Origin of the sequence: Exiguobacterium sp. s35, assembly GCF_018617535.1 — a bacterium.
Classification (GTDB): Bacteria; Bacillota; Bacilli; order Exiguobacteriales; family Exiguobacteriaceae; genus Exiguobacterium; species Exiguobacterium aestuarii.
Window position 1 is genome coordinate 158,067 of sequence record NZ_JACSKI010000001.1, and the last position, 22,801, is coordinate 180,867.

The following is a 22,801-nucleotide window of genomic DNA, read 5'->3' on the forward strand; positions in this document are numbered from 1 at the left end:
GTAAGAGTGCGTAATATTCTGACTATTTTCAGATTAGAGGAAAAACATTCCAATGTATAGCTGTATTTTTTTCGAATGGGGAACGGGTATAGAGAAGTGAGGAGGAGAGAACATGAAATCATTCGAAATCGAATTTCATTTAATCAATGAAGAAGTACTGACGTATATGGTGGAAGCTGATACACGATATGAGGCATTGGAGTCGATTTACCAATCGTTTCGGCATGCGAGCGATGGATTCGTACAATTTAAGAACGAGTTGATTGTGATGTTGGATCATGTGGCGTATGTGAAGGCGTTTGAGGTGGTGGAGTGAAAATAAGTAATCGTTAACCAAAATATTGAATTAAATACGCTTGTGTATTGTGGTACTTTTTATACAGTATCTATTACAATTAATATGATAAATTGTTATCAGTTGCTATTGAACTAAGAGTTGATACAGTCAAGGAGGAACGTAAAATGTTGGATTTAAAACAATATGTAAAAAAAGAAGGGAAAATTAAAGTCGAACCTTCAAATGATATTTTTAAAGAATTAGGTAATAATAACTATGATTTTATCGAATTAATATCAGAGCTAATCGATAATTCCATTGCTGCAAAAGTAGAAGATGAACTTCTGAAAGTTGAAATTGAAATTGGGATTTCCGATAATTCTCAGGAAAGCTATTTAGTTATAAAGGATAATGGAATGGGTATAAAAACAGAAAATTTAGGTAGAGCTATTACCCCGGCCGGCTACTCAGGTGGAAAAACTTTAAATGAACATGGACTTGGAATGAAACAAGCAGTTGCATCTCTAGGTACATTAAAGTATTTATTAACTCGCTCAATAGATGAAAGTTACACAAATCACATAAGTGAGTTCGCTTTTGGTGAGGTTTCATTATTTCAAATTGACTACGATTGGGAGCATGGTACTGAAATATGTGTAACAGGGTTGAATGGAATCGTTCCTACAAAACAACAAAAATATACAATGTATGTAGTACCTTACTTAGGTGCAAAATATAGAAGATTCTTGAAATCTGATAATCCCAAAATGAGATTATCAGTAAAGTTGTTTGATATGGACCAGATAGATGAAAAAGGAAACCCTACAGAAATTCAGTCCTGGAAAGTAAGGGAAGTTAAACAAATTTATTTTCATCCAAATAAGAGAGTGAATCAACCAATTCTGCATAACAAAGAGTTCAAAGGAAAGGGGTGGAAAGCCAAGTTCACTTTTGGATATGCCCCAAACGATTTAGAGTATGATGAATTAGGTTTAGAAGTGCCAAAAGCATATTTTCCATATGCGGTTTCCATAAAGAAACAGGGGTTTGATATAATTTCACACGATAGAGTAATTAACTTCTCCCAATTTCATGAACTAGATTTCATAAATATTCCACATAATAATTACAACTATGTAAGAGGTGAGATTGACTTATATCATGGATTTAGTACATCAACAACAAAGAACTTTATTATTAAAGATGAAAATTTTGAAGATTTACTCACTCAAATTAAAGTTTATCTAGAAGAAAAAGGTTTGTTAGAAAGAAAAAATGATCCTGAGGAGTTACCTGAAAAGCTACTAAGGGATAGGCTCGCAAGAAATTTTAAAAGCAGAGCGATAGATCCAAAAAAAGATGTAAAAACAGAATATACTATTCAAGGACTCGCCGGCGCTATTGATGTATTGGCTGATGGAGAAGCATGGGAATTGAAGAAAGGACAGGCTGCGGGATTGGATGTATACCAATTGTTTGCTTATATGGACATGGGCAATATAAATAAAGGCTACTTAGTCGCTAGAAGTTTTTCAACTGGAGCGCAATCAGCAGCGGATTTTATAAAGAAGAACCATTTAAAAGAAATTATACCAGTCAAATTAGATGAATTCCCAATCTTATATGCCCCAGATGCTGATGAAAGAAAGAAATATTTTAGGTAAAACCATAGCCCTCTAAACTAATGATTATCCCAATTGCTAAATTTGAAAGGATGAGGACTATTGACTAAATACAACAAACTTATCCGGAATCGTATTCCTGAAATCATTCATGAATCAGGAAAAGTCCCAATTGTAAAGCAACTAAGCCAAGCCGAACACTTTGAACAAGCGCGCTTGAAACTTTATGAAGAAATCAAAGAGTATGAAGAGACAAATATTGATGAAGAGTCGCTGGAAGAGTTAGCTGACATTTTGGAATTGGTCTATACACTTGGGAACATGCATGGAGCAGACTTTGATGAACTGAATCAGATTCGTGAAGAGAAACGTAAAAAACGCGGCGGATTTGAGAAGGGACTATTTTTAGAAGAGGTTCTGGATCATGAGTGACTTACGACTCCATACGAGCAACCTTGGCACTCCTTTACAAGAACACATAGACGCGGCGACTGAAATTTATATGGTCGTCGCGTTTGCTCAAGTGTCGGGAGTGAAAGAATTATCCGCTTCGTTAAGAAAAGCGGGTGAACGCGGTGCACAAATCAGAATCTTGGTGGGGGACTACCTGTATCTCACCAACCCTGATGCACTGGATATGCTTCTAAAAATCCCGAACATCGAGCTCAGACTATACCGCTCAAAGGGAAGGTCGTTCCATCCAAAGGCATATTTATTCCGCACGTGCAATAGCGGTACATTTTTTGTCGGTTCCTCGAACTTGTCGCATAGTGCACTAAATCATGGAGTGGAATGGAATGTTGAAATTCCTTCGAGTGTATCAGAGGAAGTGTTTGAAGAGTCAGTCGCTGCGTTCCATGAATTATTTTATAGTGAATATGCGCAAATGATGAATCCAATCTCGTTACAGCCTTATCGCGAAGAGTATGAAGCGCGAAAAGATCGAATGAAGGAATTGGAGGTCGCTGAACACTCCCCCGTTTACATAGAAGATGATTCGATTACACCGACATCTGTCCAAGACGCAGCGTTATTGGCACTCCGGGAAACGATGGCTGAAGGTCGGAAAAAGGCGATGCTCGTATTGGCGACCGGATTAGGAAAGACGTATTTAAGTGCATTTTTTGCTCGTCAATTCAAACGTGTCCTTTTCGTCGCGCATCAAAAAGAACTTTTGTTACAAGCAGAAATGTCATTCCTCAACGTGGCGACCGACTGGAAGACCGGATTATTACTCGGAGGTGAATCACGAAATCAGGAAACTGCTGACGTCGTGTTTGCCTCGATTCAAACATTAGCTTCAAAACAAAGAATGGAACAATATGATCCAAAGCAATTCGATTTAATTATTGTGGATGAGTTCCATCATTCGGCGGCTCCATCTTACCGTCGTGTGCTAGATTATTTTCAACCGAAATTCCTACTTGGTTTGACTGCTACGCCTGACCGCTTAGACGGGGGAGACGTATATGCACTTTGTGATGATAACGTTGCTTTCCAGATGCACTTTACGGAAGCGATTGAGGAATCGTTTTTAACCCCGTTTCATTATGTAGGAATATACGATGAAATCGACTATTCTCAAATTCGACTAATTAATGGACGTCGTTATGATCAAGAGGAATTATTAGCAGAGCAGTTAAAAGAAAGTGTTGCCGATAAGATTTATAAGGCGTGGGCAGAACATCATCAATCGAGAGCGCTCGGTTTTTGTTCATCCGTTATACAAGCTGAATATTTGGCAGATTATTTCAGGAGACAAGGTGTGCAGGCGGTAGCACTTCATAGTCAGACCGAGTATGATCGTACCGAAGTGATTGCTCAGTTAAAGCGTGGACAATTGGACATTATTTTTGCAGTGAATCTATTTAATGAAGGTGTCGATATTCCTGAAATTGATACGCTATTGTTCTGTCGTCCGACAGAATCATTGACAGTGTTTACTCAGCAAATCGGGCGAGGACTACGTCTATCAAAAGGAAAGACACATTGTACGATTATCGATTTGATTGGGAACTATAAAAACATTGATAAGAAACTGGCGTTATTGACGACAGGCGGTTCAGATTCACTGAAGAAGGTTCCAACATCAAATAACTTACCTACTTCGTGTACAATCGAATTTGATTTAGAGACTGTCGATTTTTTGAAGAAAATGATGACTCGTTCTTCGACACGACATCAATTATTAGAACGAAATTATTTCATAGTGAAGGAAGAACTAGGGAGACGACCGACCTACCTAGAACTAATCCAACGAGGCGAATATTCATTGGAAGCTTATCAATCCGAAAGGAAGCACTTTGGTGGCTTCTTCGGCTTTATAAAGAAAATCGGTGAATTGACAGTTAGTGAGTTAAAGGTTTTTGAAAATATGTATCCACTTTTGTATGAAGTGGAGGATACAAAAATGACAACAAGTTATAAGATGGTTGTATTGTCCGTCATGTTAGAGCGGGGAGCACAAATGTGGTACACTCCTTTGAAAGCATCTGATGCAGCTTATCCGTTTTATGATTACTTGACGAGCGTACCTTATCGCCAACAGATTGATGGAAAGACAAAAGACTTTCAGCAACCTTTCCATCAACAAAAAATTGAAAAGTTGCTGTTGCGCATGCCATTCGATAAAATTGCCAAAGGACCGTTTTATGTAGAAGGTGAAAGCCTACATATCGAATTCAATGAAGAGCTCCGCAATCCGATTGTTTATGAATGGGTGAACCAGATTGTAGAAGTTCGGTTACATTACTACTTCAGTCGGAAAGCACAACGAGCATACGATTGATTGATTCAGTTATATCGAAAATGTAGAAAGGTGGGGTAATGTGAAACGCCTATTACTACGCAAAATCCAATTCGCCCTCCAACACCATGGTGGGACGGCATCTTTACAAGACATTTATGCGTATGTCGAAAAGTCATACTATCAACTTGAGCTCGATCGCTATAAAGATTGGAAAGGGCACGTCAATAAACAGATTCGTGCGCATTCCAGTGATTCAGCGAGCTTTACTGGGAAAGAAGACCTCTTTTATTCCACAGGAAATAAAGGCATTTGGGGCCTCAGACAATCCAATACCTAACGAAAGCGGGACCAATTTCACTTGGTTCCGCTTTCAATGTTTACAAAACATCACACCCTATTGTCACACAATGTTCATTCCTGTACACTTCGATATTGTGTGCTAAAAATTATGTTAGGGGTTAGTCAATGGAACTTGTACAGCAATTATCTCAAATGCAACTTATCAACCAATTCTGGTTGCTTATGGCCTTCATCATTCCGATGGTCATTTTATCTCGTATGGTCGTGGCTGGGACGCGCTTCTCGCCGATCCTCGTCATCGTCATCTTCGGTCTCGGTCTCGGATTCGGTATGGTCGAGCTCGGTATCGCGACACCGGGTCTTCCTGAATTCCCGCTCGTCGACTTCTTGTCACGGACAACGATCATCGCGTTAGTCGTTTCGTTCTTCGTCGGTGGACAGGAACTTCGTAAGATCTTAAGCAAACAAGAGCTCGACATGGAGGACATCGTCGTTCCTGCAAAAGAGGAGATGTTCCTCGGGACAGGACGTACGCAGTTCATCTTCATCCTCCGTTCGTTCTTCTTGCTCGTCGGTTTGGAAGGGTTCTTCCGTATGGCAATCGAGCCAGGTACGGCAGAAGGGATTGCGCTTTACTACCCAATCCTCGCACTTCTCGGTCTCGCTGTGTCGTTCTTACTCATCGACCATAAAGCACAGATTCAGGACAAGAAAGTATACATGCAAAAAGGTGTCATCGAGACAGTCCTCTTGCTTGTTATCTTGTTCGTCTCGTTCTTGATTGCGACAGCAGTTCAGCCGATCATCGCACTTCCGCAAATCTTCTTCGCGATGTTGATTTCGTCAGCACTCGGTGCCATCTTCCATAACTGGACGTATGGACCGACTGTCCGCGCGCTTCTCTTCGCAGGGATTCCGGTCGTCTTGGCTGCCAACTTCATGGTTGGTGGTTCACGAATCGGTGACGCGTTCGCCATCGAAGGCATGAACTCGATTCTCGTGTACGGTTTCTTCGGTCAGTTGTTCTGGATGTTCGGTGGAATCGCACTCATCATGTGGTTCGCTCGTACGGGTCACATCCGTAACCTCGCGCCAGGTATGGCAGGATCGCTTTCGCACAGTGGTCTCACAGGTGCGTGTACGGCTGGGGACTTCGGTCAAGTGGCGGCGAAACGTGCGCCAATCATGATCAACATCCCGTTCTTCGGACACATCTTCGTTTTCTCAATCCTCGCAGTCAGTGCCGACAACGGCGCGCTCTGGATTTGGCCGACAGCCATCATCGTCTTGATCGGTCTCGCGCTCACGGCGCTCGCGTTGAAAAACTTACGTGCGGCAAACGGGGAAGACTTCAAAGAAGTCAAAGCCCTTATGCAGTTCTCGTTCGGATGGCAGATGATGGCCGTCTTCGGTGGTCTCGTCATCTTGACGTTCAGCACGATTGCATTTGATTACACGACGATGGCACAATCGTCAGCAATCTCGCACTTCGGCTTGTTCGCAGCGGTCCAAGGCGGTATGTTCGGGACGGAAGCATCGCTTCTCATCCCGCTCATCTTCTCGATGCCGTTCCTCGTGCACCCGATCGTCTTCTACATGTTCGGGAAAGCACTCGATAACAATGGCGAAATGCCACGTGTGCCGGTATATGCGATGGCGCTCGTCGGTGTCGTCGGTGTATCTGCAGCGATTTTCGTTTTATAATACGATTCCGCTCCGACTTCGGTCAGGGCGGTTTTTTGTTGAATATAGTAAATTTATTTTCCCTTTAAGTTATTTGTACTACCCCGAACCTTATTGTATGAAGTACACTACTAGAAGGAAATTAATTTATAGAAGAGGTAGGAATACATTGAGTAAGAAAGAGGAAAGTACCAAAAAGACTTTTATAAAATTTATTCTGTGGCTTCTGGCAATGTATATTGCTTTTTTCACTACTTTATTAGATGATATTTCGCAGCAAATCGAAAAGATTGATGGGGAAGAGTCCTTAAAAGTAGAGGAACCAATCGAAACGACTTCGGTTCCGATTGTTCCTCCCGCACCTTCAGTTCCTAAGAAAAAGGCACCAGAACCTTGCAAAAAAATTATTAAAGGAAATATTAGTAGCTCAGGAGAAAAAATCTATCATGCTCCTGGTGGGGATTTTTATGATATCACTGTGGCTGAAGAGGTATTCTGTACTTCTGCAGAAGCAAGTGCTGCAGGGTACCGAAAGTCTAAAAGATAAGTTTAAAGCGACCTTTTTAATAAGGTCGTTTTATTTTTTGGTAAGTTATTAAATAAAATGTATTCTTCACTCAATCATATATGAGATGCCATTCTAGAAGGCTTTTGAACAGGTATTTTGAATTTTATTCAACAGATAATAAATACATAAATTGTCTCAATAACAGAATAAGCCCAAAAAACTTAGATTTTTATATCTAAGTTTTTTGGGCTTATTCGAACGCTTTTTCTGTCATCACATAACCATCGAGATCAACGTCAAGATAGCAAGCCCACCTTGTGTCAGGATAATCTTCTTGTCACTTGTGATACTGCCATATAGGGCAACGAGTATGATATAAGTCAGCATCATGGTGACAATCTCGAACGGATTGGGGGAGACGTATAGCCCGTATAAGAGCCCGACCCCGATCAATCCGTTATACACCCCTTGATTTTTGAACAAAACCGACACCGAGTCTCTCGTCAGCTCGTCTTTCGACATGCGGAAGACACGTGACGTCGAGGAAGAGGCCGTCGCAATCGTTTCTAAATAGAAGATATAGAAGAATTCGATGGCGACGAGTGTCCCGAGCACAAGGGTGAGCGTCGACATATTAGTTGACCGCTGCTACTTGCACGACCGGTTTCGCAGACACATAGTTCGCGACGTTTTGTGCAAAGTTGATGAGGACCGGGTTTTGGTTATGCTGCTCGAGAGCGGCTTGGTCTTCCCAGTTCTCGATCATGACGAAACGGTTCTCGACAGATGTTGACTCGTATAGGTCATATCCGACACAGCCTGCTTCTTGTTTTGATGAGTCGATCAAGACTTGGATGTCACGCAAGAAGTTCTCGCGTTGTGAAGCTTGGATATCGAATGTGGCGTTGACTAAGATCATGGTTGATTCCTCCGATTGTGTGGTGAATTATTTGAACGATGTGACCGTTTGAGCGTCAAGACGAACTGATTCGTAACCTTCTTCTGCAGCTTTCCCGACAGACAAGATCATGACAGGAACGTAACGGTCTTTGTCGAGACCGAACGCTTCAGCGAGTTGGTCTTTCTCGAAACCACCGATTGGGTTCGTGTCATAGCCGTGTGCACGTGCTGTGAGCATGAATTGCATCGCTGCGAGACTCGCATCGATTTTCACGATGTCATTCATCTCTTGTTTCGAGAGGTTTTTGTAGTAAGGGATGATTGCGCCGAGCTGTTGATCACGAACTTCTTGTGGCATTTTGCCTTCTGCGACCGCTTGATCGTAGATTTGTTCGCCGTACTCGTAGCACTCCATGTCTCCGAAGATGAGGAGCATCGCAGAAGATGAATCGTTTTGACGTGTGTTGAAGCGGATGAGCGGCTTGAGCGTCTCTTTCGCTTCTGGGCTTTCAACGACGACGAAGCGCCATGGTTGCATGTTGACCGATGATGGAGCAGTCGTTGCTTCCTGAATCATCTCGAGCATCTCTTCTTGTGAGATTTTCACGTTCTCGTCATAGACACGGATTGATTTACGACCGAACATGACGTCTTTGAACGTGTTGTTTTCGAATGTAGTTGCCATTGGTGAATTCCTTCTTTCTCTGTTTAGGTGTGACTGTTCAATTTTTGAAGCAGTCCGGATAAGTGTTGAATCTCTTCAGCGGACAAGGCTTGTAAGACGAGGTGGTTGGCCCGTTCGTCTCGTTCGCAGTGCCCGAGGTCTTGCTCTGCTTTCTCTGTCACACGGACGAACATCTCGCGATGGTTCTCCGCGTTCCGCTCTCTGACGACATACCCTTTTTCTTCAAGGATCTTTAAATGTCGGGTGATGGCGGCATTGTCGATTTTCATCTCTTCTTTAATCACGCGTTGCGAACAAACGCCTCGTTCTTTGACGACTTGTAGCATCTCGTAGCGGGTCAGGCTGAAGCCCGTTTCCCGTTCGAATGACGATGCGACGTTTTGTTCCGCTAACTTGATTTGGTAAAGTAATCGGCTGATTTCACGTAGGTCCATTGCGTCCCACCTTTCTCAATTGACTTATCAATCGTTGACTTGTCAAACGATACAACGTTTCGGATTGCGTGTAAAGTCAAACGCTCAAAAAAAGACGACACCGAAATTACCGTGTCGTCTCGTCTTCGATGGGAGTGCCATCAAAATGATATTCTGTCATGAACGTCGTCTCGTCGAATCCGTAAAGACGGTCGTAGGCGTTCAAATCCTCAATCGTCCGCACGTCGAGGAATGAAGGGTCGATGTCAGACGCTTCGCGCGTAAACATCATGTACCGTTCCGTATAGTCGTCATTGCCACCCGGCTTCCCGTCGAACGAGAAATGGATCGAGTAGACGTCAGGCTCGATGTCACGCATGACGTCGAGAATCCGTTGTTTCTGTTCGTCCGTGTTGTTCCAGTCTTCATGAAACATGATCGAGACGTCGAGATACGTTTCCGGACTCGTTTCATAGATAGACGTCGGGGTCGGGGTGACGTTGGCTTGTGTTTCATCGGACACACCAATCGGCACCTCCGCACGGACGGTCTCTTCCTCTTTTAGGATTCCTTCCGACACGAGCCGTTCGTGAATTGTCCGCTCCGCCTCGCGTTCCCAATACGTCTCTAGCACATTGTCGTGGATGGAGCCGTCACCGTACGTCTCGAGAAAATAAGTGCCGGCGAATGGTTCTTTCGTCAATGTCACTTCCCCGACATAACCGCCCATCTTCCAATCCCGTGACAGTTCGATGTCGGGTTGTTCCTGATACGTTTCTTTTACATAAATACTATATGCATCTCGTGCCTCGGATTTTTCAATCGTCGTATATACGACGATTCCACCAGCGAGAAGCCCGCCGACAACGCCTGCCATGATTCGTTTTTTCATCATTTCGTCACCTCTTTCCCAATGTACCTTATAAGTCGAGGGGAAACCTCGGTCCAAAGTCTTATTCAAATCATTTCCATTTCCCTGTAAACTGAAAGTGCCCTCGAAATACTATTGCAATTACGTGTACTAATACATATAATACACTTAAAGAGTGACATTGACTATGAGAGGGTGTGACCCATGTTATACAAAATCGATATGAAAAGTTCAGAACCGCTATACGAACAAATCGTCAATCAAACGAAAGAGCTCGTCATCCGCGGCATTTTGCGACCGGGAGACAAGGTCATGTCTGTACGCGAACTTGCCACCGACCTCGTCATCAATCCGAATACGGTCAGTAAGGCGTATCAGGAGTTGGAACGACTCGGCCTCCTCGAGATGCGACGCGGGCGCGGGACGTTCGTCTCCGAAGACTGGGTAGATGATGATGCATCAAGAGAACCGGTCATCGCATCAATCAAGAAGATCGCGATTGATTGCCATTATGCGAATGTGCCGTTAGAAGAAGCCATCGACGTATTGCGGACCGAATATGAGAAAGTAGGGGAAGCCAATGCTGAAAGTTGAGCAGCTAAGTAAACAAATCGACCGCCAGACGATTTTGGACGGAATTGACTTTACCGTCGAATCAGGAGAAATCGTTGCGCTCGTCGGGCGTAACGGTGCCGGCAAGACGACGCTTCTCCGGACGATGGTCGGAATCATCCGCCCAGACCAGGGAGACGTGTTATATGGAACGAAAAGTATCTTTAAAGACGCAGGATTGAAGCGGGACGTCATCTTCGTACCGGATTCGGCAGATGCGCTCAAACACTATACAGTGAACGAAGCGACGGACTTGTACGAGTCAATCTATCCATCGTTCAATCGTTCCGCCTTCCGTGAAACATTGACGCGTTACAACATCGACAACAAAAAGATTCGCCAGCTTTCAAAAGGACAGAAGGCGCTCGTCACGTTATCACTCGCCTTCGCCGTCCAAGCGAAATACTACCTGCTTGATGAACCGACGGACGGTTTGGACGTCGTCGCCAAGTCAGACGTGTTGAAACTGATGATCGCCCAGGTCGAGAAGCGGAACTGCTCGATCATCGTCTCGAGCCACCAGTTGCACGAACTCGAACGAATCGCCGACCGCATCATCATGATCGAGAAAGGGCGCGTCAAAGCAATCATGTCGCTCGAAGAGGCGCGTGCCCTCAGCATCAAGTGGCAAGTCGTCTTCAACGATCATGTCCCGGTCGAGTTGCTCGAACGAAAAGATATTGAAATCATTAGTGTGACAGGGCGTGTCGTGCTGTTCATGGCGAAAGAACGGACGGACGAGCTCGAGGCGTTCATCGATTCATACAATCCGATGCTCATCGAAGAGATTCCAATGTCTCTCGAAGACGTATTCCGTATCCAGTTAGGAGGAGAAGCCCATGCCGTCTAAAGTGTTGTTGAAGAAAGATTGGAAACAAGTGTCGCTGCTTTGGATCTTGCTCGTCTTCTTAGGAATCGTCGCTTTCACGGTGCCGGTATGGACGGATATGTATGCGTACGAACAACAGATTCTTGAAATTAAACAAAACCCGAGCGACTTCCCAGATATCGTGACAGGTGATGTGAACGAGATGGTGCCGGAAGACTTCTTCGGGGATGGATCTGGATACGGATACCTCGGAGGTCTGAACGGACTCATTCCGTCAGGCGGTGTCATTTTCTTGTTTGTCATCTTCGGTGCCCTCATGGCGTCCGTGTTGATCGGAAGTGAACGCAATAGCCAAATGTCCGATTTCACGATGTCGTTACCGTACACGCGTACCCAGCTATACATATCGAAATGGGTGCTCGGTGCGACAGGAATTGTAACATCGACCTTGATTGGTGGGACGTTGATGTTCCTCATCATCCGCTTCTCCGATTACTCCTTCTTGATGGAAGGAAAAGAGTTCAAGGTGATCGCGATGATTCTATTCTTGATGCTATCCGGAATTTCATTTTTCTCGCTCTCGTTATGGATGGGATCATTTGGCGGAGAGTCCATCTCACAAGTCATCTGGACGTTTGTCGCGCTCGTCTTTCCGATGGGGATTTTACTCCTCGTCCAAGGTTCACTCTACGCCTTCTTCCCAGATCGACTCTTCTCGTTCGTTGATGAAGCGTTCGAGAGTATCCCGATGCGAATTTTGTCACCGCTAAACAATATTTTCAATGTCGATATGTATTCGGTGTATACCGATCAATCGGTGTGGAATGACTTTATCACGTACGCCCCAATCCTTGCGATCGCGAACATCGCGCTCACATTCGGTCTCGGATTGTGGATGTTCAAGGAAGCACCGCAAGAGAACAACGGACGCTTCTTCATGTTCTCGAGCTGGTTGTGGCTCATCCATATCGTCATCGTCATTTGCTTCGCGATGTTAGGTGGCGTATTGTTCTCGGTCATCTCGTACCCGCAAAACATGATCTTGTATGTGATTGGATTTGTGATTGCGGCCTTCCTGGCTCACTTACTCGCCAAACGCTTGCTCTACCGCTTCAACTTGAAACTCAAATCGTAAGGAGGGACATCTATGAAACGCTTCTGTCTGTTGCTCGTTCTCGCCATCTCACTAGTAGGTTGCACGAATCCGGAACCGAACGCCTTTGAATATAGAGGTTCGAAAGTCGGGGACAATGCCGCCATCGTCGGGATTGCCGGGAGCTTGCCGCTACACGAATGTTATCGCTCGGTCGAGTTGCAGACGAAGAAGCGTCCTTATGGGTTGACCGTCCGTTATGAAGATCCAGAAATGGAGCGAGCGGAGCAAGAGCGTCTTGCGATTCGGAATGCGGCTACTTATTTCACGCTCATTCCGAATGCGGAGATCGTTCGCTTCGCTTTCCCGAACCGAACGTATGCCTTCTCTCGGCCAGAGATGGAGGCGTGGTTCGGAACGGATTTCTCGAACATCCGTCACGAAAATGAGTTACAACAATTAATGAATCAGAAGTTGGAACAGCTGGATTCGAACAATTCCTATTTTAGGCGGGTATGACAGCGATTGGATGACAAATCCAATCGCTTTTTTGATATTTTCTGAAAATTATCGGGTAAAGGGTAGATGAAAGCGTTTTCTTAGCATTATAATAGAGTTAACTGAATGAGTATTCATTTCCAAGGAGGAACAGCGATGAACAAACCGTGGTTACAAGATTATCCAGAAGGTATGCCCCAGTCGATTGATTACGAGGTAAAGCCGCTCTATGAGGCATTGTCTCGCGCAGCAAAGGATTATCCGAATCGTACGGCCGTCTCCTTTATCGGGAAAGAGTGGACATTCGCGGAGATCGATGATGCCGCACGTCGACTCGCCACGATGCTCCAAGCGAAAGGACTTGAAAAAGGGGACCGCGTCAGCCTCATGCTTCCGAACTGTCCTCAATACGTCATCTCGTTCTATGCCGTGCTCTATGCAGGAGGGACCGTCGTCCAGACGAACCCGCTCTATACGGAACGGGAGCTTGATAACCTCATCACGGATGCGGGCGTCAAAATTGTCATCACCCTCGACTTGCTCTATCCGAAAACGCTTCGTGTTAGTGAGAAGACGGAGATTCAGACCGTGATTACGACGAGTATCGCCGATTACTTACCGTTCCCGAAAAACAAGCTGTATCCGATCAAAGTGAAACGTGAGAACAATATCGTGATCGATACGACCGGCTCGACACCGTTTAAAGACTACAAAGACTTTAATCCGGTCACACCGCTCGACATCGACCCAAAAGAAGACGTCGCGGTTCTTCAATATACAGGGGGAACGACGGGACTTCCGAAAGGCGTCATGTTGACCCACTTTAACTTGACGGCGAATGCGGATCAAATCACGAACTTATTCTATAAGTATAATCGCGGGGACGAGAAGCGCGTCTTGTGTGTCGTTCCGTTCTTCCACGTCTACGGGATGTCGTGCTGTCTGAACTTCGGTGTCACGAACGGGTATGAGCTCGTCCTCGTGCCGCGTTTCGAAGTGACGGATGTCCTGAAGACGATTCAGAAGAAAAAGCCGCATTTCTTCCCGGGTGCTCCGACGATGTACGTCGGGATCTTGAACGACCCGAAACTGAAAAAGTACGACTTGTCATCGATTGAAGCGTGTATTTCTGGTTCGGCACCGCTTCCAATTGAGGTACAAGAGGAGTTCGAGAAGATCACTGGTGGTCGCATCGTCGAAGGATATGGATTGTCTGAGACGTCGCCGGTTACGCATGCGAACTTCTTATGGGATAAACGGATTGTCGGCTCAATCGGTGCGCCGCTGTCGGATACTTCTGCTAAAATAGTAAAAGTAGACGGAGAGACGGAAGCCGACATCGGGGAGATCGGTGAAATCATGCTGAGCGGTCCACAAGTCATGAAAGGCTATTGGCAAAAACCGGAGGAGACGGCAGCCGTCTTGAAAGATGGATGGCTCGCGACGGGTGACCTCGGTTATATGGGTGAGGATGGATTCTTCTATATTGTCGACCGGAAGAAAGATATGATCATCGCTGGTGGATTCAACGTCTATCCACGTGAAATCGAAGAAGTTCTCTACGAACATCCGGCCGTCAAGGAAGCGGTCTGTATCGGTGTTCCTGACCCGTATCGTGGTGAGACGGTCAAAGCGTTCATCGTCCTTCGTGACGGGTCGAGCGTGACCGAAGAAGAGCTCGACAAGCATTGTCGTGAGAAGCTCGCGGCTTATAAAGTGCCGAAGCTGTACGAGTTCCGTGACGAGTTGCCGAAGACGTTCGTCGGTAAGATTTTACGCCGTGTCCTCGTCGACGAAGAGAAGGCGAAACAAGTGAAACAAAGCAGTTGACACCAAGCGTACGCATGATAGAATAATAAATGAATGAACCATCATTCATTTTTCTGCAGCGGTAAGGAGCTTGGGGTTAATGACAAATCATATTTCGAAAAGTGACCGAATCATTGATGCGGCGGTCAAAGTAATTGCCAATCATGGCTATCACGGTGCAAAGGTGACAGCCATCGCCAAAGAGGCGGGTGTCGCGGACGGCACAATCTATTTGTACTTCAAAAACAAGGAGCATCTCTTGATCGAGTTGTTCCAAGCGAAGATGGGGCTGTTCATCGATTACTCGAAACAACAAATCGGGAACGAGACGACAGCCGGAGATCAGTTGTATCAGTTGATCGAATCACATTTAAAACAACTGTCGGCCGATTACGACCTTGCCGTCGTGACACAAATCGAACTGCGACAGTCGAACTTGGTGCTTCGCCAAAAAATCGGAGAAGTGCTCAAACCATACTTGAATTTAATCGATTCGGTCGTCAAACACGGAATCGAGACAGGAGAGTTCGACAAGGATCTAGATTATCGACTCGCCCGTCAGATGATTTTCGGCACAATCGATGAGGTTGTGACGAGCTGGATGGCGAGCGGCTTCAAATATGACTTGATGTCGACGCTTCCGAATGTGCACCATATGTTAAAGAAGGGGCTTACTTAACAGTGAGCCCTATCACTAGCTCAAAAAATGAATGCTGATTCATGAATGATGGGAAAGAATTGACTAAAGGGGGATCAACCATGAATATTTTTGTTTTGCTGAAACGTACGTTTGATACTGAGGAAGCGATTCAGCTCGAGAATGGGGAAATTCAAGAAGACGGCGCTGAGTTCATCATCAACCCGTATGACGAATATGCGGTCGAAGAAGCGATTCAAAAACGTGACGCACTCGGGGGAGAGGTCACGGTCGTCACGGTAGGACCGGAAGACGCGGACAAAGAGCTTCGTACGGCGCTCGCCATGGGAGCGGACAAAGCTGTTCGTATCTCGATCGAGGACGATGTCGAAGATGCGGACCACGTCACGATTTCAAAAGTGCTCGCCACATACTTGAAAGAACAAGACGCAGACCTCATCTTTGCAGGGAACGTTGCAATCGATGGCGGTAGCGGACAAGTCGCACCACGTGTCGCAGAACTTCTCGACATGAACTACGTGACGACGATCACGGCTCTTGAAATCGATGGCACGACGGCTACGGTCACACGTGACGTCGAAGGGGATACTGAAGTCATCGAAGTCGCACTCCCACTTCTCGTGACGGCGCAACAAGGGTTGAACGAACCACGTTACCCGAGCTTGCCTGGGATCATGAAAGCGAAGAAGAAACCACTCGAAGAACTTGAACTCATGGACATCGACCTCGATGAAGATGAAATCGAAGCGAAAATCGAGACGATTGAACGATTCTTACCAGAGGAGAAGAAAGCCGGCCGTATCCTTGAAGGCGACATGTCGACACAAGTGAGCGAGCTCGTACAACTTCTTCGCACGGAAGCGAAAGTCATTTAAGGGGGAGATCATAGATGAAAGCTTTAGTACTCGCAGAAGCGCGTGAAGGCGCGTTACGTAACGTATCATTCGAAGCCATCGCTGCGGCGAAGCAATTGACAGACGATGTGACGGCAGTCGTGATTGGGGATCACGTGCAATCACTCGCGCAAGAACTTGGGGAGTATGGCGCAAGCCGTGTCCTCGTCGTTGAAGACGATCGCCTCAAACACTATACGCCAGACGGCTACGGGCAAGTGCTCCGTCAGCTGATCGAACAAGAAAGTCCGGACATGATCGTCCTCGGTCACACAGCTCTCGGGAAAGACATCGCACCGAAACTCGCGGCACGTCTCGATGCTGGACTCATCAGTGACGTCGTCTCTATCGAAGGAACAGGTCGTGACGCTGAATTCGTTCGCCCAATCTACTCAGGGAAGGCGTTCGAGAAAGTGAAGTTCAAAGACTCGGTCATGTTCTTCACAATTCGTCCGAACAACATCGACGCACTCGCGCGTCAAGCAGGTGCAAGCGTCTCAGTTGAAACGCCAGCAGTCGAACTGAAAGACCTCGCGATGATCGTCAAAGAAGTCGTTCGTAAGGCGACTGGGAAAGTCGACTTGGCGGAAGCGAAAGTCATCGTCGCAGGCGGACGTGGCGTGAAGAGCGAAGACGGCTTCAAACCACTTGAAGAGTTGGCTGAACTTCTCGGAGGAGCGGTTGGTGCTTCACGTGGAGCATGTGACGCCGACTACTGCGACTACGCGCTTCAAATCGGTCAAACGGGTAAAGTCGTCACACCAGACCTTTACATCGCATGCGGAATCTCTGGAGCAATCCAACACTTGGCAGGGATGAGTAACGCGAAGGTCATCGTCGCGATCAACAAGGATCCGGAAGCGAACATCTTCAGCGTGGCAGACTATGGCATCGTTGGTGACCTGTTCGATGTCGTTCCAATGTTGACAGAAGAGTTCCGCAAGCACCTCGTCAATAGCTAATAAGCAAAACGTTTTGGGGTTGTTACCCTCCGTGGTATACTCTGAACATGAATTGCATGAGAGTTCTATATCAGAGCTCTCTCATCTTATTGGGGAGGTTTTTACAAATGGCTATTAAACACGCAACGACTCAATCGTTTGAACAAGATGTAAAAGAGGGCGTAGTCCTCGTTGATTTCTGGGCAACTTGGTGTGGACCATGTCGCATGATCGCGCCAGTTCTCGAAGAACTCGATCAAGAAATGGGTGACCAAGTCCAAATCGTGAAACTCGACGTCGACGAAAACCCTGAAGTCGCAGGTGCTTTCCAAATCCAAAGTATCCCGACACTCATGATGTTCAAAGATGGCGAGCCTGTTTCGAAAACAATGGGCTTCCAACCAAAAGAAGCATTGAAAGAGTTTATCGCAACAGCACAATAATTGCGTAGCAGCCGATTGAAATCGGCTGCTTTTTTGTTTTGTCGAACGGAAAAGAAGGAAAAGGACAGGCAAGTAGGGAATAGGTTGAGTTATTCCACACACCCTCATTTACGGAAAATTCCGATACATATCGTCTGATTTCAAAATTTTTTTTGAAGAAATTCCGTCGGCTTCCTTCATATTTAAAAGATTCGGAATTTTAGTGAGGGCGTGCGCGGACTGGAAGCTTTTATCATGGAAACAGACTGAAAATTTACGCTATACTCATGAGGAAGACATGATGGAGTCAAGTGACCTTACTTTACGGCTCAATCTATTGTACGACTCTGTTCGAAGGAGGAATTTTCTTGTCGGTGTTACATTTAGCTATTTTGTTGCCGCTTCTCGCGGCACCGTTCATCCCGTTCTTGTTTCGGGGGATGAAGCAAATTCATACAGGCTGGTTCGTCTTGATCGTTCCGGTCGTGCTCGTCACCTACTTCGCCGGATTCATTCCGATCACGAGTGCAGGGGACGTCGTGACAGAGACGATTGCGTGGATGCCGTCCCTCGGGATTAACTTCACGGCATACGTTGACGGACTTAGTCTACTGTTCGCCCTCCTCATCACGGGGATTGGCGCACTTGTTGTCTTATATTCAATTTATTATTTGAATAAGGACAAAGAGTCACTCGGGCATTTCTATGTGTATCTCTTGATGTTCATGAGTGCGATGCTCGGGGTCGTTCTCTCGGACAACATGATTGTCATGTATATGTTCTGGGAGCTCACATCGATTTCATCATTCCTGTTGATTGGTTACTGGTATGAGAAAGAGCGTTCACGTTACGGCGCACAGAAGTCGATGCTTCTCACCGTATTCGGAGGATTGTCGATGCTCGGGGGGATTGTCTTACTCGAGTCGATGATTGGTTCGTACAGCATTCGTGATATGGTCGCGAACTCTGGTGTCATCGCCGAGAGCCCGTTCTTCCTTGCCGCGATGATTCTCATCTTGCTCGGGGCGTTCACGAAATCGGCGCAGTTCCCGTTCCACATCTGGTTACCTGACGCGATGGAAGCACCGACTCCGGTCAGTGCGTACCTCCACTCGGCGACGATGGTCAAGGCGGGTCTCTATCTTGTGGCCCGTATGAGCCCGGTGTTCCAAGAATCATCGGTCTGGCTATGGACGATTGCCGGAGTCGGGATGTTTACGATGTTCTGGGGCTCGTTCAACGCCGTGAAGCAGACCGACTTGAAAGGAATCTTAGCATTCTCGACAGTCAGTCAGCTCGGGTTGATCATGTCACTCCTCGGTCTTGGTGCGGCTGCGCTCCACTATGATGGTATGGATGACAACATCTTTATGGTCGCGACGATCGCAGCAATCTTCCATTTGATCAACCATGCGACATTCAAAGGTTCACTCTTCATGATGGCCGGGATTGTCGACCACGAGACGGGCACACGTGACATTCGTAAGCTTGGCGGTCTGATGACGGTCATGCCGATCACGTTCACGATTGCCGTCATCGGTTCGTTATCGATGGCCGGTCTTCCGCCGTTTAACGGTTTCTTGAGTAAAGAGATGTTCTTAAAAGCGACGACGAAAGTCTTCTCGGCCGACTTCTTCGCGCTCGATACGATTGGGATTTTGCTTCCGATCATCGCGTTCGTCGGAAGTGTGTTCACGTTCATCTATAGCATCATGTTGTTCACACGGACGTTCATGGGCAAGGCGAAGTTCGATCAATTGCCGAAGAAACCGCATGAGGCGCCGATCGGCATGTTGATTTCGCCGGCCATTCTCGCGCTTCTCGTTGTCGGTCTCGGGTTCTTCCCGAACGTCTTGTCGAACTCGCTCATCAAACCGGCCGTCGAGTCGATTTATCCGACACTCGTCGCGCAAGGGCAAGAAGTCGATGTTCACATCTATTTCTGGCATGGTTTGACGCCAGAGTTGTTCATGACGATCGGGGTCGTTCTTCTCGGTTCGTTGCTGTTCTGGCAAATGGGCAAATGGATGGGCATCTACAACCGCATCCCACACCGTTTGACGCTCAACGGGATGTACGATGGTACACTCGTCTGGTCAAATAAGGCGGCGTATCGCTTTAAAGACAACTACATGACTGGCTTCATCCGGTCGTATTTGATCTATATTTTCGTCTTCCTCTCAGGCATGATGCTCTTTAGCATTTGGTGGTTCGACATGTACCGATTCTCGTTCGAGAACTTGGCAGAGATCGCACCGTATGAATACGTGCTCGGAGCTGTCGTCATGCTTGCGGCGCTCGCGATTCTATTTATGCGTTCGCGTCTACCGTCCATCATCTTACTCGGGGTTGTCGGTTACGGCGTGGCACTGTTCTTCGTCTTCTTCGGTGCCCCTGACTTGGCACTCACGCAGCTTGTCATCGAGACGGTCTCGGTTGCCTTGTTCTTGCTCGTGTTCTATCACATGCCGGACATCAGCAAGAAGGAAGTACGGATGCGTTTCAAAGTCGGGAATGCCATCGTGGCCATTCTCGTCGGGACGACCGTGACGCTTCTCAGCTTCATGGCGCTCACGAACAAATCGCTCACTTCGATCTCGGAGTATTACAAAGAGAACGTGTATGAGCTTGCAGCAGGTAAAAACATGGTTAACGTCGTCCTCGTCGACTTCCGTGGATTTGATACTTTGTTTGAAATCGTCGTTCTCGGAATTGCGGCTTTCGGGATCTACACGATGATTAAATTTAGAACAACACGACGTACGAAAGGAGAAGGTGCACATGAAGCAAAACAGCAAACGCGTCAATGACGTCATATTGCAGACGGCCGCGATTATCATTTTCTTCATCATCGTCATCTTCTCGATCGATTTGTTCTTTGCCGGTCACTATTCACCAGGTGGAGGGTTCATCGGTGGATTGATGACATCCGCCGCGCTCGTCTTGTTGCTACTCGCATTTGATTCGAAGACACTTGCGAACGTGCTCCCAATTGACTACCGTCTCATGACTGCGACGGGATTATTGATCGCACTTTTAACAGGTCTTCACTCGGTATTCTTGGGTCGTCCGTTCTTGACGCATGCTTATGGGAAGTTTGACTTACCACTTCTCGGTGAACAGACGCTCCATACGGCGATTGCGTTTGACTTAGGGGTCTATCTCGTAGTCATCGGAATCACCCTAACGATTATACAAACGATTGGAGAGAGTGAATAATGGAAATCTTCGTTAGCATCATCATCGGTGTCCTGACGATGTGTGCCGTCTATCTTGTTCTCTCAAGAAGTTTGTTACGCATCATCATCGGCACAGCCTTGTTCAGTCACGCGGCACACCTTCTCGTCTTGACGACGGCAGGTTTGAAGACAGGGGCAGCCCCTGTCCTCGTCGACGGTGTGACTGAATTCACAGACCCGTTACCGCAAGCGCTCGTCTTGACGGCAATCGTCATCAGTTTCGGGGTGACGGCGTTCTTCCTCGTACTTGCATACCGCACGTATCAGGAGCTCAGCACGGACAATATGGAAGAAATGAAAGGAACAGAATCGTATGATTAACTTACCGGTCTTTCCAATCGTCATTCCTGCGCTTGCGGCCATCATCATGATGTTCATGCCAAAACGGGTCCAGCTGCAGCGTGTGATGGCTCTTGGAGCTTTAGCTATTACGGCGATCGTGTCACTCTTCCTTGTGCACACGGTCTCCACGGAGGGGATTCAAACCCTCAACCTCGGGAACTGGCAAGCGCCGTTCGGGATCACACTCGTATCGGATATGTTGTCAGCCCTACTCGTGACGACGTCGACTCTCCTCACGCTCTTCATCGTGTGGTTCGCCGTCCATTACTTCTCAGACTCATATGAAGGCAACTACTTGTACATCTCGATGCTCTTCTTGCTCGTCGGGGTGAACGGTGCCTTCACGACAGGTGATATTTTCAACTTGTTCGTTTTCTTCGAGGTTTTCTTGATGTCTTCATACGTGTTGATTGTGCTTGGTGGACGTGGCGTCCAGTTACGTGAGTCCATCAAATACTTGCTCGTGAACATCATCGCCTCGGCACTCTTCGTCATGTCGGTCGCCTTGCTCTATGGCGTTACAGGTACGCTCAACTTGGCAGACTTGGCGATGAAGATTCCGCTCGTCGATAACCCGGACGTCATTACCGTCATCGGTGTGATGTTTGTCATCGTCTTCGGGATGAAAGGGGCACTCGTCCCACTTCACTACTGGCTCCCTGGAGCGTATGTTGTAGCACCGACACCGATTCTTGCGATGTTCGGGGCACTCTTGACGAAAGTCGGGGTCTACTCTATTTTACGGACGTACACGCTACTCTTTGATGGGAACGGTGAGTTTTTACAGACGTTCCTCATGGTGCTCGCTGTCCTCACGATCTTCATCGGGATGACAGGTGCCATCGCTTATAACGATGTGAAGCTGATCATCATCTACAACATCATGATTGCGGTCGGGGTCATTTTGTACGGGATCTCCGTCAACACACAGACGTCCCTTGAAGGGTCGCTCTACTACTTGATTCACGATATGATCATCAAGGCAGTTCTCTTCATGCTCGTCGGGATGATGATTGGGATCACCAAATCCGGTCAATTGCGCGATATGGGTGGACTCATCACACGCTTCCCACTGTTCGGATGGACGTTCTTCGTCGCAGCGCTCTCGCTTGCAGGGATTCCGCCACTCAGTGGATTCTTCGGGAAGTTATTGATCGTATCAGGTGGGATGGACGAAGGAGAACTGTTCGGACCACTTCTCGTCCTCTTATCAAGTCTCTTTGTCCTCTACTCGGTCATGAAGATCTTCTTGAACGGATTCTGGGGAGAGGCGAAGCGTGAGTATGACGGACCACTCGTCCCATATACGAAACGTTTGATTGTACCGGTCTTCTTGTTGCTCATCATTGCGGTCGCATACGGATTTGGGGCAGAAGCCATCCATCCGTATATCACGCAAGCGATTGAGCCGCTCGTCAATCCAGAAATCTATATCGATGCCGTGATAAAGGAGTGAA

The 22,801-nt window shown here is 46.8% G+C and carries 25 protein-coding genes; 20 read left to right on the forward strand and 5 right to left on the reverse strand.

Translation table 11 applies throughout. The annotated features are described in order from the left end of the window. The first annotated feature begins 112 nt into the window (after positions 1-112). The 7 genes from KNO75_RS00815 to KNO75_RS15160 all read left to right on the forward strand — a co-directional run bounded on the left by KNO75_RS00815 (position 113) and on the right by KNO75_RS15160 (position 7,178). Entirely contained in the window at positions 113-316 is a 204-nt protein-coding gene (locus KNO75_RS00815; RefSeq protein WP_214819338.1) for a hypothetical protein, read from the forward strand. A gap of 146 nt (positions 317-462) precedes the next feature. Continuing rightward, complete coding sequence (locus tag KNO75_RS00820) at positions 463-1,941, forward strand: ATP-binding protein (protein ID WP_214819340.1); 1,479 nt, start codon at positions 463-465, stop codon at positions 1,939-1,941. Between the two features lie 60 nt (positions 1,942-2,001). After that, positions 2,002-2,331 carry a nucleoside triphosphate pyrophosphohydrolase gene (locus tag KNO75_RS00825; RefSeq protein WP_214819342.1) on the forward strand — a complete coding sequence of 110 codons (330 nt, stop codon included), beginning with the start codon at positions 2,002-2,004 and terminating at the stop codon, positions 2,329-2,331. Then, positions 2,324-4,687: a DEAD/DEAH box helicase family protein gene (locus tag KNO75_RS00830; RefSeq protein WP_214819344.1), complete on the forward strand. Its 2,364-nt coding sequence runs from the start codon at positions 2,324-2,326 to the stop codon at positions 4,685-4,687. Before KNO75_RS00825 ends, KNO75_RS00830 begins: the two co-directional genes overlap by 8 nt. A 40-nt stretch (positions 4,688-4,727) precedes the next feature. Continuing rightward, positions 4,728-4,985, forward strand: a complete 258-nt coding sequence (locus KNO75_RS00835; RefSeq protein WP_214760466.1) for a hypothetical protein — start codon at positions 4,728-4,730, stop codon at positions 4,983-4,985. Positions 4,986-5,113: 128 nt separating this feature from the next. Continuing rightward, a complete protein-coding gene (locus KNO75_RS00840; RefSeq protein ID WP_214747869.1) occupies positions 5,114-6,652 on the forward strand; it encodes a hypothetical protein in 1,539 nt (512 codons plus the stop codon). A 148-nt stretch (positions 6,653-6,800) separates the two neighbouring features. Next, on the forward strand, positions 6,801-7,178 hold the full coding sequence (locus KNO75_RS15160; protein ID WP_483297995.1) for a sunset domain-containing protein: 378 nt from the start codon (positions 6,801-6,803) through the stop codon (positions 7,176-7,178). Positions 7,179-7,412: 234 nt separating this feature from the next. Here the strand turns inward: KNO75_RS15160 and KNO75_RS00850 are convergent, their stop codons facing one another. The 5 genes from KNO75_RS00850 to KNO75_RS00870 form a co-directional block, all read right to left on the reverse strand. Continuing rightward, positions 7,413-7,772: a DUF1304 domain-containing protein gene (locus tag KNO75_RS00850; RefSeq protein WP_214789472.1), complete on the reverse strand. Its 360-nt coding sequence runs from the start codon at positions 7,770-7,772 to the stop codon at positions 7,413-7,415. A 1-nt stretch (position 7,773) separates the two neighbouring features. Continuing rightward, positions 7,774-8,058 (reverse strand): putative quinol monooxygenase, encoded by a 285-nt coding sequence (locus tag KNO75_RS00855; RefSeq protein WP_026826548.1) that lies wholly within the window; start codon positions 8,056-8,058, stop codon positions 7,774-7,776. A gap of 27 nt (positions 8,059-8,085) precedes the next feature. Further along, complete coding sequence (locus tag KNO75_RS00860; RefSeq protein WP_214794389.1) at positions 8,086-8,724, reverse strand: nitroreductase family protein; 639 nt, start codon at positions 8,722-8,724, stop codon at positions 8,086-8,088. A gap of 23 nt (positions 8,725-8,747) precedes the next feature. Then, positions 8,748-9,158, reverse strand: a complete 411-nt coding sequence (locus tag KNO75_RS00865) for a MarR family winged helix-turn-helix transcriptional regulator (RefSeq protein ID WP_214819346.1) — start codon at positions 9,156-9,158, stop codon at positions 8,748-8,750. Between the two features lie 106 nt (positions 9,159-9,264). Continuing rightward, positions 9,265-10,029, reverse strand: a complete 765-nt coding sequence (locus tag KNO75_RS00870; protein ID WP_251126014.1) for a hypothetical protein — start codon at positions 10,027-10,029, stop codon at positions 9,265-9,267. Positions 10,030-10,212: 183 nt separating this feature from the next. On the opposite strand from KNO75_RS00870, the gene KNO75_RS00875 reads away from it, so the two are divergent. The 13 genes from KNO75_RS00875 to KNO75_RS00935 all read left to right on the forward strand — a co-directional run bounded on the left by KNO75_RS00875 (position 10,213) and on the right by KNO75_RS00935 (position 22,800). After that, positions 10,213-10,602: a GntR family transcriptional regulator gene (locus tag KNO75_RS00875; RefSeq protein ID WP_074032742.1), complete on the forward strand. Its 390-nt coding sequence runs from the start codon at positions 10,213-10,215 to the stop codon at positions 10,600-10,602. Then, a complete protein-coding gene (locus KNO75_RS00880) occupies positions 10,589-11,470 on the forward strand; it encodes an ABC transporter ATP-binding protein (protein ID WP_214819349.1) in 882 nt (293 codons plus the stop codon). The genes KNO75_RS00875 and KNO75_RS00880 overlap by 14 nt, the downstream gene beginning before the upstream one ends. Continuing rightward, on the forward strand, positions 11,460-12,584 hold the full coding sequence (locus KNO75_RS00885) for an ABC transporter permease subunit (protein ID WP_214819350.1): 1,125 nt from the start codon (positions 11,460-11,462) through the stop codon (positions 12,582-12,584). The genes KNO75_RS00880 and KNO75_RS00885 overlap by 11 nt, the downstream gene beginning before the upstream one ends. Positions 12,585-12,596: 12 nt before the next feature. Next, entirely contained in the window at positions 12,597-13,061 is a 465-nt protein-coding gene (locus KNO75_RS00890) for a DUF4825 domain-containing protein (protein WP_214819352.1), read from the forward strand. Between the two features lie 135 nt (positions 13,062-13,196). Further along, the gene (locus tag KNO75_RS00895) at positions 13,197-14,870 is read left to right on the forward strand and encodes an AMP-binding protein (RefSeq protein WP_214819354.1); all 1,674 of its coding nucleotides are present in this window, start codon (positions 13,197-13,199) and stop codon (positions 14,868-14,870) included. Positions 14,871-14,949: 79 nt separating this feature from the next. Continuing rightward, positions 14,950-15,528, forward strand: a complete 579-nt coding sequence (locus KNO75_RS00900; RefSeq protein ID WP_214695232.1) for a fatty acid metabolism transcriptional regulator FadR — start codon at positions 14,950-14,952, stop codon at positions 15,526-15,528. Positions 15,529-15,608: 80 nt separating this feature from the next. Next, positions 15,609-16,382: an electron transfer flavoprotein subunit beta/FixA family protein gene (locus KNO75_RS00905; protein WP_031421365.1), complete on the forward strand. Its 774-nt coding sequence runs from the start codon at positions 15,609-15,611 to the stop codon at positions 16,380-16,382. A gap of 14 nt (positions 16,383-16,396) precedes the next feature. After that, a complete protein-coding gene (locus KNO75_RS00910; RefSeq protein WP_214695236.1) occupies positions 16,397-17,362 on the forward strand; it encodes an electron transfer flavoprotein subunit alpha/FixB family protein in 966 nt (321 codons plus the stop codon). Between the two features lie 107 nt (positions 17,363-17,469). Further along, positions 17,470-17,784, forward strand: a complete 315-nt coding sequence (gene trxA, locus KNO75_RS00915; RefSeq protein WP_015881090.1) for a thioredoxin — start codon at positions 17,470-17,472, stop codon at positions 17,782-17,784. Between the two features lie 347 nt (positions 17,785-18,131). Beyond that, positions 18,132-20,573, forward strand: coding sequence for a Na+/H+ antiporter subunit A (locus KNO75_RS00920; RefSeq protein ID WP_214819356.1), 2,442 nt, complete (start codon positions 18,132-18,134; stop codon positions 20,571-20,573). Then, the gene (locus tag KNO75_RS00925) at positions 20,545-20,982 is read left to right on the forward strand and encodes a Na(+)/H(+) antiporter subunit B (protein ID WP_214789438.1); all 438 of its coding nucleotides are present in this window, start codon (positions 20,545-20,547) and stop codon (positions 20,980-20,982) included. Before KNO75_RS00920 ends, KNO75_RS00925 begins: the two co-directional genes overlap by 29 nt. Then, positions 20,982-21,323 carry a Na(+)/H(+) antiporter subunit C gene (locus KNO75_RS00930; protein ID WP_015881093.1) on the forward strand — a complete coding sequence of 114 codons (342 nt, stop codon included), beginning with the start codon at positions 20,982-20,984 and terminating at the stop codon, positions 21,321-21,323. Before KNO75_RS00925 ends, KNO75_RS00930 begins: the two co-directional genes overlap by 1 nt. Then, entirely contained in the window at positions 21,316-22,800 is a 1,485-nt protein-coding gene (locus KNO75_RS00935; RefSeq protein WP_214819358.1) for a Na+/H+ antiporter subunit D, read from the forward strand. The genes KNO75_RS00930 and KNO75_RS00935 overlap by 8 nt, the downstream gene beginning before the upstream one ends. The last annotated feature ends 1 nt before the right edge of the window (position 22,801 follow it).

Excerpts from the sequence above, each read along its gene's own strand:
- KNO75_RS00815 (WP_214819338.1), top strand. The coding sequence starts at position 113 with ATGAAATCATTCGAAATCGAATTTCATTTAATCAATGAAGAAGTACTG.
- KNO75_RS00820 (WP_214819340.1), top strand. The coding sequence starts at position 463 with ATGTTGGATTTAAAACAATATGTAAAAAAAGAAGGGAAAATTAAAGTC.
- KNO75_RS00830 (WP_214819344.1), top strand. The coding sequence starts at position 2,324 with ATGAGTGACTTACGACTCCATACGAGCAACCTTGGCACTCCTTTACAA.
- KNO75_RS00840 (WP_214747869.1), top strand. The coding sequence starts at position 5,114 with ATGGAACTTGTACAGCAATTATCTCAAATGCAACTTATCAACCAATTC.
- KNO75_RS00850 (WP_214789472.1), bottom strand. The coding sequence starts at position 7,772 with ATGTCGACGCTCACCCTTGTGCTCGGGACACTCGTCGCCATCGAATTC.
- KNO75_RS00855 (WP_026826548.1), bottom strand. The coding sequence starts at position 8,058 with ATGATCTTAGTCAACGCCACATTCGATATCCAAGCTTCACAACGCGAG.
- KNO75_RS00860 (WP_214794389.1), bottom strand. The coding sequence starts at position 8,724 with ATGGCAACTACATTCGAAAACAACACGTTCAAAGACGTCATGTTCGGT.
- KNO75_RS00865 (WP_214819346.1), bottom strand. The coding sequence starts at position 9,158 with ATGGACCTACGTGAAATCAGCCGATTACTTTACCAAATCAAGTTAGCG.
- KNO75_RS00870 (WP_251126014.1), bottom strand. The coding sequence starts at position 10,029 with ATGAAAAAACGAATCATGGCAGGCGTTGTCGGCGGGCTTCTCGCTGGT.
- KNO75_RS00875 (WP_074032742.1), top strand. The coding sequence starts at position 10,213 with ATGTTATACAAAATCGATATGAAAAGTTCAGAACCGCTATACGAACAA.
- KNO75_RS00880 (WP_214819349.1), top strand. The coding sequence starts at position 10,589 with ATGCTGAAAGTTGAGCAGCTAAGTAAACAAATCGACCGCCAGACGATT.
- KNO75_RS00885 (WP_214819350.1), top strand. The coding sequence starts at position 11,460 with ATGCCGTCTAAAGTGTTGTTGAAGAAAGATTGGAAACAAGTGTCGCTG.
- KNO75_RS00890 (WP_214819352.1), top strand. The coding sequence starts at position 12,597 with ATGAAACGCTTCTGTCTGTTGCTCGTTCTCGCCATCTCACTAGTAGGT.
- KNO75_RS00895 (WP_214819354.1), top strand. The coding sequence starts at position 13,197 with ATGAACAAACCGTGGTTACAAGATTATCCAGAAGGTATGCCCCAGTCG.
- KNO75_RS00900 (WP_214695232.1), top strand. The coding sequence starts at position 14,950 with ATGACAAATCATATTTCGAAAAGTGACCGAATCATTGATGCGGCGGTC.
- KNO75_RS00905 (WP_031421365.1), top strand. The coding sequence starts at position 15,609 with ATGAATATTTTTGTTTTGCTGAAACGTACGTTTGATACTGAGGAAGCG.
- KNO75_RS00910 (WP_214695236.1), top strand. The coding sequence starts at position 16,397 with ATGAAAGCTTTAGTACTCGCAGAAGCGCGTGAAGGCGCGTTACGTAAC.
- trxA (WP_015881090.1), top strand. The coding sequence starts at position 17,470 with ATGGCTATTAAACACGCAACGACTCAATCGTTTGAACAAGATGTAAAA.
- KNO75_RS00925 (WP_214789438.1), top strand. The coding sequence starts at position 20,545 with ATGAAGCAAAACAGCAAACGCGTCAATGACGTCATATTGCAGACGGCC.
- KNO75_RS00930 (WP_015881093.1), top strand. The coding sequence starts at position 20,982 with ATGGAAATCTTCGTTAGCATCATCATCGGTGTCCTGACGATGTGTGCC.
- KNO75_RS00935 (WP_214819358.1), top strand. The coding sequence starts at position 21,316 with ATGATTAACTTACCGGTCTTTCCAATCGTCATTCCTGCGCTTGCGGCC.